The organism is Rhizobium sp. Root274 (assembly GCF_001429245.1).
Taxonomy (GTDB): Bacteria; Pseudomonadota; Alphaproteobacteria; order Rhizobiales; family Rhizobiaceae; genus Allorhizobium.
The window spans coordinates 327,426-339,634 of sequence record NZ_LMJE01000001.1; the positions used below are offsets into that span (position 1 = coordinate 327,426).

The 12,209-nt window shown below is 61.9% G+C and carries 16 protein-coding genes; 11 read left to right on the forward strand and 5 right to left on the reverse strand.

Annotated elements, in window-relative coordinates; translation table 11 throughout:
* The first annotated feature begins 2 nt into the window (after window positions 1-2).
* Both pssA and ASE36_RS22830 read left to right on the forward strand, forming a co-directional pair.
* Window positions 3-863: a CDP-diacylglycerol--serine O-phosphatidyltransferase gene (pssA, locus tag ASE36_RS01715; protein WP_062275031.1), complete on the forward strand. Its 861-nt coding sequence runs from the start codon at window positions 3-5 to the stop codon at window positions 861-863.
* A 194-nt stretch (window positions 864-1,057) separates the two neighbouring features.
* The gene (locus tag ASE36_RS22830) at window positions 1,058-1,195 is read left to right on the forward strand and encodes a hypothetical protein (RefSeq protein ID WP_200945167.1); all 138 of its coding nucleotides are present in this window, start codon (window positions 1,058-1,060) and stop codon (window positions 1,193-1,195) included.
* Between the two features lie 16 nt (window positions 1,196-1,211).
* Here ASE36_RS22830 and ASE36_RS01720 read toward each other — a convergent pair whose 3' ends face one another.
* Window positions 1,212-1,976 carry an SOS response-associated peptidase gene (locus ASE36_RS01720; protein WP_062275033.1) on the reverse strand — a complete coding sequence of 255 codons (765 nt, stop codon included), beginning with the start codon at window positions 1,974-1,976 and terminating at the stop codon, window positions 1,212-1,214.
* 134 nt (window positions 1,977-2,110) lie between these two features.
* On the opposite strand from ASE36_RS01720, the gene ASE36_RS01725 reads away from it, so the two are divergent.
* The 9 genes from ASE36_RS01725 to ASE36_RS01765 all read left to right on the forward strand — a co-directional run bounded on the left by ASE36_RS01725 (window position 2,111) and on the right by ASE36_RS01765 (window position 8,144).
* On the forward strand, window positions 2,111-2,536 hold the full coding sequence (locus ASE36_RS01725; RefSeq protein ID WP_062275036.1) for an NUDIX hydrolase: 426 nt from the start codon (window positions 2,111-2,113) through the stop codon (window positions 2,534-2,536).
* Window position 2,537: 1 nt separating this feature from the next.
* Window positions 2,538-2,969 (forward strand): TIGR02301 family protein, encoded by a 432-nt coding sequence (locus ASE36_RS01730; protein WP_062275038.1) that lies wholly within the window; start codon window positions 2,538-2,540, stop codon window positions 2,967-2,969.
* Window positions 2,970-3,065: 96 nt separating this feature from the next.
* A complete protein-coding gene (locus tag ASE36_RS01735) occupies window positions 3,066-3,323 on the forward strand; it encodes a hypothetical protein (RefSeq protein WP_062275040.1) in 258 nt (85 codons plus the stop codon).
* Window positions 3,324-3,344: 21 nt separating this feature from the next.
* The gene (locus ASE36_RS01740) at window positions 3,345-4,094 is read left to right on the forward strand and encodes a hypothetical protein (protein ID WP_062275042.1); all 750 of its coding nucleotides are present in this window, start codon (window positions 3,345-3,347) and stop codon (window positions 4,092-4,094) included.
* 106 nt (window positions 4,095-4,200) lie between these two features.
* Window positions 4,201-5,040, forward strand: a complete 840-nt coding sequence (locus ASE36_RS01745) for a YgfZ/GcvT domain-containing protein (RefSeq protein WP_062275044.1) — start codon at window positions 4,201-4,203, stop codon at window positions 5,038-5,040.
* 2 nt (window positions 5,041-5,042) lie between these two features.
* The gene (locus ASE36_RS01750) at window positions 5,043-5,672 is read left to right on the forward strand and encodes an HD family hydrolase (protein WP_062275045.1); all 630 of its coding nucleotides are present in this window, start codon (window positions 5,043-5,045) and stop codon (window positions 5,670-5,672) included.
* Window positions 5,669-6,205, forward strand: coding sequence for a tyrosine phosphatase family protein (locus tag ASE36_RS01755; RefSeq protein WP_062275047.1), 537 nt, complete (start codon window positions 5,669-5,671; stop codon window positions 6,203-6,205). Before ASE36_RS01750 ends, ASE36_RS01755 begins: the two co-directional genes overlap by 4 nt.
* Window positions 6,202-7,182: an NUDIX hydrolase gene (locus tag ASE36_RS01760; RefSeq protein WP_062275049.1), complete on the forward strand. Its 981-nt coding sequence runs from the start codon at window positions 6,202-6,204 to the stop codon at window positions 7,180-7,182. The genes ASE36_RS01755 and ASE36_RS01760 overlap by 4 nt, the downstream gene beginning before the upstream one ends.
* A gap of 56 nt (window positions 7,183-7,238) precedes the next feature.
* Window positions 7,239-8,144, forward strand: a complete 906-nt coding sequence (locus ASE36_RS01765; protein WP_062275051.1) for a mechanosensitive ion channel family protein — start codon at window positions 7,239-7,241, stop codon at window positions 8,142-8,144.
* Window positions 8,145-8,209: 65 nt separating this feature from the next.
* Here the strand turns inward: ASE36_RS01765 and ASE36_RS01770 are convergent, their stop codons facing one another.
* From ASE36_RS01770 to ASE36_RS01785, 4 genes are all read right to left on the reverse strand, one after another.
* Window positions 8,210-8,773: an EF-hand domain-containing protein gene (locus ASE36_RS01770; RefSeq protein ID WP_062275053.1), complete on the reverse strand. Its 564-nt coding sequence runs from the start codon at window positions 8,771-8,773 to the stop codon at window positions 8,210-8,212.
* A gap of 234 nt (window positions 8,774-9,007) precedes the next feature.
* Window positions 9,008-9,919 carry a carboxylating nicotinate-nucleotide diphosphorylase gene (gene nadC / locus ASE36_RS01775; RefSeq protein ID WP_062275055.1) on the reverse strand — a complete coding sequence of 304 codons (912 nt, stop codon included), beginning with the start codon at window positions 9,917-9,919 and terminating at the stop codon, window positions 9,008-9,010.
* 17 nt (window positions 9,920-9,936) lie between these two features.
* A complete protein-coding gene (locus ASE36_RS01780; RefSeq protein WP_062275057.1) occupies window positions 9,937-11,529 on the reverse strand; it encodes an L-aspartate oxidase in 1,593 nt (530 codons plus the stop codon).
* 5 nt (window positions 11,530-11,534) lie between these two features.
* On the reverse strand, window positions 11,535-12,203 hold the full coding sequence (locus ASE36_RS01785; RefSeq protein ID WP_062275059.1) for a hypothetical protein: 669 nt from the start codon (window positions 12,201-12,203) through the stop codon (window positions 11,535-11,537).
* Between the last annotated feature and the right edge of the window lie 6 nt (window positions 12,204-12,209).

A 12,209-nucleotide genomic window follows, 5' to 3' on the forward strand; every position in this document is an offset into this window, starting at 1 on the left:
AGATGGACGCACCGAACAGCACCCCAGAGAACGGACATCCACCGGCATCGGACCCGAATGCGCGTGGACCGCGCCTCAGGGAGATTCCGCTTCGGCTCCTCATCCCGAACCTGATCACCGTACTCGCCATCTGTGCGGGCCTGACCGGCATCCGGCTTGCCTTCGAAAACCGCTACGAACTCGCCGTTGCCATGGTGCTGCTCGCCGCCTTTCTTGATGGCATTGATGGACGGGTGGCCCGGATGATGAAGGCGACGTCGAAGTTCGGCGCGCAGATGGATTCGCTTGCGGACATCATCAATTTCGGCGTGGCCCCTGCCCTCGTTCTCTATGTCTATGTGCTCGACCAGGCCCGTTCGCTGGGCTGGATCGCGGCCCTGATCTACACGATTGCGGCGGGCCTGCGCCTCGCCCGCTTCAACGTGATGGCGGAGCGCGAGAACAAGGCGCCGTGGCAGTCCGAATTCTTCGTCGGCGTGCCGGCACCGGCCGGGGCTGCGCTGGTGCTGCTGCCGGTCTATATCGGCTTCCTTGATGTGCAGATGACCTCGACCTTCGCGTATTTCAGCACGGCCTATACGATCGTCATCGCCTACCTGCTCGTCAGCCGCCTGCCGGTCTGGTCCGGCAAGTCGGAAACCAGCCATATTCGCCGCGATCTTGTCTTCCCGATGATCCTCGGCGTCGTGCTCTATGTCGCCCTGCTGATGAGCTTCACCTGGCAGGTGCTTGTGGTGACAGTGGTTCTTTATCTCGGCTCGCTGCCGCTCGGGGCCCGCAACTGGCACAAGCGCTACGGCACTTTGACCATCGGCGAAGAGACCGCCGAGAAGGGTTTGTCCGAAATCGACCGAGGCGTCTGAACCCCCATTTCTTAATAAAGTATAAACAAATTCAGCCCCGCCAGGCCACAAAGCTTGCGCGGGGCTCTCTATTTGTTTCGCTTTTGTTGAAATTTGACTTGAGTCACAGACTCGGTCACGCTTTTGTCATGTTCTCCACAGAGAGAGCCGCACAACAAAATACCGGGTCAGGAATCATCCAGAGGATAATGACAATGTCGAACACAACCGAAGCCGAACAGCAGAAGCCGGCCAATCAGAATCTCGCCGCCAATTACCGTCCGCTCGCCCTCAAGGCCGTGGTCGCTGCGGCACTGATGCTGAAGCGCAAGCCGGCCGCCAAGGTCGCCTGAGACCTAAGGGCCTCTCTCAGAACAGACTCATCTGTCCGTCGCCGGGCTTTGCCGGGGCGGGCTTGGAAATCGTTGCGCGTGGCGTCACGGGGGTCTGAAGTTCCGGGCCGACATTGGCCACCTTGTTGACCAGGTCCGAGACCGGGATTGCCTCGAAGAAATCCTCCTGGGCCGGCTTCATGAGATCGACCACGTCACGTGGTTCACCGCTGCGGCAGTCGAGCCAGCGCGTATAGTCCTCCGGGGCGATGACCACGGGCATGCGGTCATGGATGGTACCGATTGTCCGGTTGGCGCCGACGGTTAGAATGCAGCCCGTATCGAGCTCTGCTCCATCTTTCGACATATAGGTTTCCATCAGTCCGCCAAAGCAAACGACGCCGCCCTGCTTCGGTCTGATCCAGTAGGCCTGTGGCTTTTCTCCGCTTTCCTTGGATGGCCGATGCCATTCGTAGAATCCCGAGGTCGGCACCAGGATGCGCCGATGGCGCATGGCCGCGCGGAACGAGGCCTTTTCGATCGCCGTCTCGGAGCGGGCGTTGATCAGCAGCGTGAACTCCGCCGGATCCTTAACCCAAGAGGGGATCAGCCCCCAGCGCACGAGCGCGGCGATGCGGTCAGGCCTATTGCTGCCCGGTTCTGATCGTGGCCCCGCCACGACAATCAGGATCGGCTGCGTCGGGGCAATGTTGTAGCGCGCCGGAAAGGCTTCCAGCTCCATCAGGCCGAGGATTTCGCGCACCTCTTCCGGGCTCGCGGTCAAAGCGAAACGTCCACACATGGAGGTTAGATGGCAGTCGAGGAGCTGAGGGTCAAGCGTCGCGGCGGCTTGCGGGCTCGGGCGAAAGCCGCGATATTCACGACTGCCGCTGCTTCGCCTGACAGCGGCACCACAGACCGGAGCATTGCCGCATCATGAGCCAACCCCGCCTCGCCTCCTCTGCCATTGTCGAACGGGCCGGGCGCTATCTCCTGGTGCGCCGGGGAAACCCACCGGCGGCCGATCTCTATGCCTTTCCGGGTGGACGAGCCGAACCCGGCGAAACGCCGGCGGAGACGGCCTTGCGCGAACTGGAGGAGGAAACAGGTGTGGTCGGGTCCAATCCGCGGCTCTTCGAGACCTATGAACTACTGCCGGAGCCTGGCATTGCCGGCAGCCACTATCTGCTCTCCGTCTTCCGCGTTGATGCGGCCGATGAGAGCGTGGCGCAAGCGCGAAGCGACGCGGTCGAGGCAGGCTGGTTTCTGCCGGAGGAAATCGAGACCCTGCCCGTACCGCAAAGCGTGCGCGACTGCGTCATGAAGCTCGCAGCCGTCCCTGCCACCGGGAGGAGCATCTGAGATGGCCGGCCTCTTTTCCAAGCAGCGAGGCATCTTGCTCGTGCTCGCCGTTCTCGCCTCCTTTGGCGCGAAGGCACAGAGTGAAAGCGTGGTCACCGTGCCGCCCCCGCCCACCGATACGGAAAAGCCTACGCCCTATGACGACCGGCTCGGGCGCTTGTCCGAGATCGTCGGGGCGGTCCACTACCTGCGCAACCTGTGTAATGTCGCAGGCGAGCCGGAATGGCGCCAATCCCTGCAGGCGCTGCTCGACACAGAGACGAAAGAAGAGCCGAAGCGGAGGGCCCGTCTGACGGCCGCTTACAACCGGGGGTACCGCTCTTTTGCCGCGGTCTATACCTCTTGCACACCGGCCGCGGTTCGTGCAGAGGAGAATTACCGTAACGAAGGGGCAACACTCGCCACAGAAATTACCGCCCGTTATGGAAATTAACGATTAATTGACCTCTTTTGGTCTCCCCCCGTGTCGTTTTGGCAAAAGGCTGATACGGTCGTTAAGACCTGAGTAAGAGTGCTTCGAGGAATGCCAATGGAACCGCGCCGCAACGAGATCGACGACATGATCGTTCACGAGAAGATGCAGGCTGCGCTGGAATACCAGAACGAAGCCTGGGCCGACGGCATGGCCGACGGGATCGAGCCGGAAATCATTGCAGACGCCGCCTTTGCGCTGGCAATGCGCGAAACCATTCGCATTCACGGCGAACACGGTGCCGAAGCAATCCTCGACGCGCTCAAGACCCGTCTCCTTGCGGGCGAATTCTCGCCGGAGCGCCGGATTCAGTAGATACGACAGCAGAGGCACAGAATGACGATTTCTTCGCGGGTCAGGCTCATCTGCTTGACAGGCGCGCTGGCACTATCGGTCACCAGCCTTCCCCTCTCCTGGCCGAGCCCGGCCCTTGCGCTTTCCGACATCAAGGACATCACGCCCGCCCCGCCGGAGCAGGATCCGCCATCAACGCCTGCACCCGCGCCCGGCGAGGACGAAGTTTTGTCGGACGAGGCCTTTCCGGTGATCCCCGATCCCGACCCGCTGATCAAGCCGTCAAATACGGACGAATCGGACGCGGCGACGCCCCAGGAGCCGGCGCCCGAGGTGATCTACGATCTCCAAAAAGCACCGGAGCCTGTTCGCCGGATGCGCCAGTTGATCATGGATGCAGCCGCTTCCGGTGATATCCAGGCGTTGAAACCTCTGATCGACGTCGGTCCCAATCAGACTCAGGTGCCGCTGCAGACATCCGACCAGGACCCGATCGCGGCGCTCAAGGGTCTGTCGGGCGATGATGAAGGTCAGGAGATCCTGGCAATCCTGCTCGACATCCTGTCGACCGGTTTCGTCCAACTCGACAAGGGTACGCCGGACGAGGCCTATGTCTGGCCGTACTTCGCCGGCAAGTCGCTCGCCCTTCTCACCCCGCGTGAAAGGGTTGAACTGCTGCGCATCGTCACTGCCGGCGATGTGGCCGAGATGCAGGAACAGGGCAATTACAACTTTTTCCGCGTCGGCATCAGTCCTGATGGCAAGTGGAAGTTCTTCGCCGTCGGCGACTGAGACCAAACAAGGCCGTTCGCCAAACTGTGGGCTGTGACGCGGTGCGCTTGTCGGCTAGACTTGCGTCTCCTAAGTCTGCCGTCAGCGCAACATCACGGTGACCCAAATGCCTTCAGCCTTCCTGCCTGATCGTGCCTTCGTCCAAGTCGGCGGCCCTGACGCAGAGCACTTCCTGCAGAACCTGATCACCACCGATCTCGGCAGCCTTGCCGAAGGAGAGGCACGCCCTGGCGCACTTTTGACCCCGCAGGGCAAGATCCAGTTCGATTTCCTGATCTGGCGGCGCAGCGACGGCTTTGTGCTGGATACGACGGTGGACCAGCAGGAGGCCCTTACCCGGCGGCTGACCATGTACAAGCTGCGCGCCGCCGTGACACTCGCAGCCGGCTCCGAGACCGGCGCCACGGTCACCTGGGGCGGCGAGGACGAAAGCGGTATTCTCGACCACCGCTTCGCGCTCGCCGGAACGCCGGTCCGCCGGACCGTCGGCAAGGTCGGCGAACCCGGCGAGGCATCGGCCTATGCGGCCCTGCGCATCCTGAACGGCGTGGTCGAATCGGGTGCCGACTACGCGCTGCAGGACGCTTTTCCGCATGACATCCTGTTCGACAAATCCGGGGGCGTCTCCTTCCGCAAGGGCTGTTATGTCGGGCAGGAGGTGGTGTCGCGCATGCAGCATCGGTCGACCGCCAGGCGGCGTGCAGTGATCGTCTCGGCCGATCGTCCCCTTCCCGGTCCGGGTACCGAGATCACCATCGAGGACAAGGTGATCGGCACGCTCGGCACCGTCGCGGGCTCACGCGGGCTTGCCATCCTGCGGATCGACAAGGCGGGTGAGGCGATGGCCAGGGGCACGGCCATTCTGGCCGGCGAGGTTCCGCTCAGCCTCGCTCTGCCCGCCTGGAGCGGCCTCACCTTCCCCTCGGATGCGGCAGAGGACGCCTGAGGATGAACGAAACCACCAGCATTTCCGGCCGCGCCTGGCAACGCATGTTGTCCGGCCGCAGGCTCGACCTGCTCGACCCCTCGCCGCTCGACGTCGAAATCTCCGACATCGCCCACGGCCTTGCCCGTGTCGCCCGCTGGAACGGGCAGACCTCCGGTGACAATGCCTTCTCCGTTGCCCAGCACAGCCTGATCGTCGAGGATATCTTTCGCCGCTCCTGTCCCAAGGCAACGCCCGACGATCTCCTGGTGGCGCTGCTGCATGACGGGCCAGAATATGTGATCGGCGACATGATCTCGCCCTTCAAGGCTGTTGTCGGCGGCGGCTACAAGGTGGTGGAGAAGCGGCTGGAGGCCGCGATCCACTTGCGCTTTGGCCTGCCTGCCCACCCCAAGACGGCGCTGAAGGACCAGATCAAGAAGGCGGACATGATCTCCGCCTATTTCGAGGCCACCGTGCTTGCCGGATTTGCGGAAGCAGAAGCGCGGAAATTCTTCGGCCAGCCCAAGGGCTTTACCCGCGACACGATCCTGATCGAGCCCTTGCCCGCCTATCAGGCGCAGGCGAAATTCCTGGAGCGCTTCGAGGCGATTGAAGGCGAACGGCAATCGGCGAGACGGGATCTGCGATGAGCGTCATTGTCGTTGCCCCCCTCGCCCGCATCGCGGAAATGGCCGTTCGGCACAAGGCGACCGAGATGATCAGCCTGCTCGCCGCCAACCAGGATTTTCATCGTCCCGCCGTGATCCGGGCGGAGCGTCACCTGAAGCTCGGAATGAACGATATTACTTTTGCCGGCACGGGCGATCTGATCGCACCGCAGGAAATGCATGTGGCCCAGATCATCGAATTTGCCCGCAGCTGGGACCGGACGGCACCGCTCATCGTCCATTGCTGGATGGGCGTTTCGCGCTCGCCGGCAGCTGCGATGATCGCCAGCCTTGCCGTTCATCCCGACGAAGATGACGAGGCGCTGGCCCGGCGGCTGCGGGAAGCTTCGCCCTATGCAACGCCGAACATGCGGTTGGTCGAAATCGGAGACGACATGCTCAGCCGGGGCGGACGATTCGCCCGCGCCGTGAAAGCGCTCGGACGCGGGGCGGATACCGACGGCAACCAGCCCTTTGTTCTGCCGCTTCCAGTGCGTGAGACGATCGCGCCATGACCGCGGCGGCCGATATCGAGATCGGCCTCAATGCCGCGATAGTTGCGATCGCCGAGGGGCAACCGCGCCTGCTCGTGGTGCCTGCGGGACCGGGGGCGCTCGATGCCCTGCCCTTCGGCCCTTTCCACCCGACCCGGCACAGGACCATGGAAATGTCGCTGCGCCAGACCGTGGAGGCGCAAACGGCGCTGCAGCTCGGCTATATCGAGCAGCTCTACACCTTCGGTGACCGTGGCCGGCACAGCATGCCTGGCGATAGCGGTCCGCATGTGGTTTCGGTCGGTTATCTGGCGCTCACGCGATTGGAGGCGGAGGGGGCCGCTAGACTGGAAACGTCGGGCGCTGCGTGGCGCGACTGGTATGGCTTCCTGCCATGGGAAGACTGGCGACAGGGTCGACCGGCGCTGATCGACCAGACCATACTGCCGGCCTTGCGCGCCTGGGCAGACGAGCCTCTGCCTAATACGGCGGACGGCCCCGCGATTTCCCGCCGCTCGCGGCTCAAACTCGCCTTTGGGCTCGACGATTTCCCGTTCGACGAGGAACGGGTTCTGGAGCGATATGAACTTCTCTACGAAGCGGGACTTCTGGACGAGGCGGTTTCCGATGGACGGGTCATCGACCGGCGCATCTCCGTTCCGCTCGGTCGCCCCATGCGTCACGACCACCGGCGCATAGCGGCCACGGCACTTGCCCGGTTGCGCAGCAAGATCAAGTACAGACCTGTGGTCTTCGAACTGATGCCACCGCAATTTACCCTGACCGCGCTCCAGGCGACGGTTGAGGCGATCTCCGGTCGGCACCTGCACAAACAGAATTTTCGCCGGCTGGTGGAAGGTGCCGAACTGGTCGAGGCAACCGGTGCAACCGAGGCGGCGACGGGCGGGCGTCCGGCCGCCCTCTTCCGCTTCCGACGCCAGATCCTTGAAGAGCGCCCTGCACCCGGACTGAAACTCGGCGGCCGTTCCGGCGGTTGACCGCTGCGGCATCTGCCCCATCTAGCCCGTAACAGCAACGGCACGGGAAAGAAGGCATGGAGCAGCAGGCAAGCGAAGTTATCCTGGCATCACAGGCGGCATTGGCCCAGGCGGGCCGGCTGGCGGTGGAATACTCCTTTTCCATCCTCGGCGCGCTTTTGCTTCTGGCGCTCGGCTGGTGGGTATCGCGGCTCTTGAGCCGGTGGACCCATCTGGGCCTTTTGCAGCTACACGGGATTGATGAAACGCTTGCCCGCTTCTTCGCCAATGTGGTGCGCTACGCGTCGCTGATCCTCGTCTTCGTCACGGTGCTCGGCCAGTTCGGGGTGCAGACGGCCTCGATCATTGCAGCGCTGGGTGCTGCCGGCCTTGCCATCGGCCTTGCGCTGCAGGGGACGCTGCAGAACATTGCCGCCGGCATCATGCTTCTGGTGCTCAGGCCATTCCGGGTGGGAGAATACATCGATACAGGTTCGATTTCCGGCACGATTGTCGAGATCGGCCTCTTTGCCACTGAGCTTCGCACACCCGACGGGCTTTACCGGCTGGCCCCGAATTCCATCTTGTGGAACGTGCCCATCACCAATTTCAGCCGTCATCAGACGCGGCGCTTCGAACTCAAGGTCGGGATCGGCTACGAGGACGATATCGATGCTGCGGAAAAAATCATGCGCGATCACGCTGAGGCTGACCCGCGCGTCCTTGCTGATCCCGCCGTGGCCACCCATGTCGATCAATTGGGCGACAGTTCAGTGGTGTTGACGATGTGGTACTGGACCAAGGCATCGGATTTCTGGCCGACATCCCGCGAGATGATCAAGAAGGTGAAGACCTCCTTTGATGAGAAGGGGATCTCCATCCCCTATCCGCAGGTCACCTATCACGCCGATGCGAAAGAAACCGTGCCCGCCAGCACGGCTCCGATGTTAAATCGGGAGAACGGACCTCGTCCAGGACCCTAGGCCGCTCGCCGCCACGAGCTTGCCTCGACCCGAACGAAGCCCGAACCTTTCGGAGCCCTCAGACTTCAGACTTCAGTCGTCTCGGAACCGTTTTCACGATAGGCGTCGATGACCCGCTGCATTTCCGACAGAATGTCGAAAATGCTGACCGTCTCGTCGTCGGTCGTCGTCGTGCCATCGGCATCGATCGCCTCCGGCGGCTGCGGCATGCCAGCTGCAAAGGTTTCTTCGGTGAGGAAGCCGGAGCCTTCGCTGTCCAACTCGCTGAACCGTGCCGTTGCCTCTTCTTCGCTCATTTCTTTCGGGCGAGCAGAGACGAACTCATCCTGGGTTATCTTGCCGTCACCATCTGCGTCGATGGCACTGAACAGATCGCGCGCATCCCGCGGCGCTTCACCTTCGGCCTGTGTGGAAGACGATTGCAGAAGCATGGAGATCATGCTGCTCTGCAGCTGCGACTGCGTGCCGGTTGCGGCATTGTCACTGGAAACGGTCGGATCCTGAGTGCGGTTGGACTTCGCTGCTTCCAACTCCTCGGCACTAATGATGCCGTCGCCATTGGTGTCCAGGCTCGAAACCGAAACGCGCCCCGCTGCACTGCTTCCGGATGAAGAAATGATGCTCGTCATGAAACCCCCGACGATAAAATTGAAACGCCCAAATTCGCCGTACGCTCAACTCCACCGGGAACGTTTTCGAGGTAAGAGATTCCCGAAAAGTGGTCAAAACTATTAATCATGGGTAATAACTATCGAAGGTTTGACTTATATACGTCAAGCCTATGAAAAATTTCGCGAACTTCTGAATCAAAACTTCGTACGCAGCCGCGCGTCGGCACAATGCAAGCAAAGTTTTTGACAATCTCAGACCAAGACTGAGTCTAATCCGATATCCATTGTCGGGGCGGCCATGGTGATCTTCGATGTCGAGATGAAATCGACCCCGGTTTCCGCAATGGCAGCGACTGTTTGGAGCGTGACATTGCCCGATGCTTCCAAGATGGTGCGATTGCGACTGGAGGCGTAAATCGCTGGCGTCATGGCATGATGCTGCCGGTTGATCTCCACGGCCTCTACCAGTGTATCCGGCGTCATATTGTCGAGCAGGATAACGTCGGGACCGGCCTTAAGCGCCTCACGCATCTGGGGAAGACTGTCCACCTCCACTTCAATCTTAACCAAATGCCCGGCATAGGCGCGGGCCGCATGGATCGCCTCGGCCACGCCGCCACAGACAGCGATGTGGTTGTCCTTGATCAGGATCGCATCGTCGAGGCCGTAACGGTGGTTCGAGCCGCCACCGAGGCGGACAGCGTATTTCTCCACCGCCCGCAAGCCCGGCAGCGTCTTGCGGGTACAGGTCACCCGGGCCTTCGTATGGGCTATCGCATCGGCGAAGCGGGCCGTGTAGCTCGCAACGCCAGAAAGGTGCATGAGAAAGTTGAGCGCGACACGCTCCGCCGACAGCACCGCCCGGGCGGGGCCTCCGACGCGCGCGAGCGGCTGGCCGGGCGAAACGCGATCGCCATCCGCAACCAGGGCTTCGAAGCGCACGGCCGGATCAATGAGCCGAAACGCGGTCTCGGCCAGAACGAGGCCGGCGACCACGCCCGGATCGCGACCGTTGATCGTCATGCGCGCCGTCTTCTCCGGGCCGATCGTGGCATAGGTTGTGATATCGCCGGCACGCCCAAGGTCCTCGAGCAGGGCTGCCCGCACGAGATCCTCGACCATCAGCGGCGACAATTGTGGGCGGAAGCTCTCGGTCTTTGTCATGGTCCTGTCCCTTTCGGTCAGCCGGTGATTTCGGCCGCGATGCGATCGGCTTCGCGCAGCGTCAAATAGGTGCGACGGTGGAAAGCCTCATCCATCGTCGGATGATCCGAGCGCATCTGTGCACCCCGGCTTTCTGCGCGCTGCAGGGCACCGACGGCAATCAGCCTCGCGGTCGCGGTGATGTTGGAGAAGCGCACGCGCGGCCGCTCCCGCTCCAGGCGGGCCAGTTCGCGGATCAGGGTCTTAAGCCCCTCTTCGCTGCGGATAACGCCGGCATGCATGCTCATCAGGCGGCGCAGCTCCTTCAATTCGGCACTGTCCTCCAGCGTGACGAGATCGTCGTTTTCTCCGGCGGCCTTCGGCCATTCATAGAGCGAGGATTCTGGCAGCATGCCCTTGATGCTATCGGCAATGCGCCCGGCAAAGACCACGGCTTCGAGCAGCGAATTGGAGGCGAGCCGGTTGGCACCATGGACACCGCTTGAGGTGACTTCACCGGCAGCCCAGAGGCCATCGAGCGAAGTGCGGCCATCGGCATCCACGGCAATGCCGCCCATGTGGTAATGCACGGCGGGCACGACCGGGATGGCCTGCGTTGCGGGGTCGATGCCGGCTGCCGTGCAGGAGGCGTAGACGGTCGGAAAATGCGCGGCGAAATCCTTGCCCACTGCCTTGGTGCAATCAAGGAAGGCGCCGCGACCGGCAGCCACTTCTGCAAAGACACCGCGCGCGACGATATCACGGGGCGCGAGTTCGGCGTCCGGATGCAGATCCGTCATGAAACGATGGCCGGCGCGGTTGACGAGAACAGCACCATCGCCGCGTAGGGCTTCTGTCGCGAGCGGTGCGGGGTCATGACCGATATCGATCGCTGTCGGATGGAACTGGACGAATTCGGGATCGGCAATGACGGCGCCGGCCTTGGCGGCCATGCCAACGCCGGTTCCCCGCGCCTCGGCCGGATTGGTGGTGACGGCATAGAGATGGCCGACGCCGCCGGAGCAGAGCACTACGGCCCGGGCCGGAAAGGCGACGCGGGCCGTCGACTGGCCGGCATCGGGGCGCGCCACGACACCCGAGACGAACCGTCCCTCGGCGATCAGCTCCTCGACGACATAACCTTCCATCACCCGGATTGAGGGCGTGCGGCGAACGGCTGCGATCAGCGCTTCCATGATCGCACCGCCTGCACGATCGCCTGCGACCCGCACGATCCGGCGTTCGGAATGGGCGGCCTCGCGCGACAGCAGAAGATGGCCTTCGAGATCGCGATCGAAGGGCACGCCATAACCTAGCAGATCATGAATGCGATCCGGGCCTTCCGAAATCATCAGGCGGGCAATCTTCTCCTCGACCAGACCGGCACCGGCCGCAACCGTATCGGCCAAATGCTTGTCAAAACTGTCGCCTGGGCTCATCGCAGCGGCAATGCCGCCTTGCGCCCAGGCCGAGGACGCGCCCTGCCCGATCGGGGCGGCGGCCAGCACCGTAACGGGGCGCGGTGCAAGCTTCAACGCGCAGAAGAGGCCGGCGAGGCCGCCACCGACGATGACGATATCGTCGATGCCCTGCCAGGATTGCGGCCGCATGGATTCAAGATTGGTCGGCATTTCTGCTACGCCTCACCCACATTTACAAGTCCAGAGAGACGTACTGTGTCTTCGGTCAAGTGATAAGTCTCCTCCGACTTATCGAAAAGCACCGCTCCGTCTGGATAAAGGAACCCACGCGCACTCAAAACAGCAAGCGCAGCGCGAAGACGCCCATCATCTTGTGTGAGTAACTTTGGATAGAGCCTGCCCAAACTTGTGACAGAGATGAACGGTTGCTCAACTTTAGCTTTCGATAAGCTTGCCTCCGAGAATCCGATCGAAGCCGCCAGAACTCGCAGCTCAAGTTCATCCAGATATTCTAGCTGCCGTGCGAGCCGACCGACATCTCCCGGTTTCGGCAGCGAAACCTGATCAACCAATCCATTTGCTAAAAAACGAGCCAAAATCTTCAGGTTGTGGCGGTACTCACCGAGCCGAACCTGTTCAAAGAAGCGATAGGCGGCGGGTATGATGAACTCGATTTGTGTATCAGAGAGATCATCAAATGCCTTCAGTCCCCGCTGATGAATTTCAGTCAACAGTAGCTGCCGATACTCTTCGATTTTCTTCGATTGATATGCACCGACCAAATCTCGAAAAGCGCTGCCGCCAGGAACAAGGTCGGCCAAAACAGTCAGCGAAATTGCACTGACTGTTTTGGCAGACTTACTGGGATCTGGAATGCCTTCCATCGCACT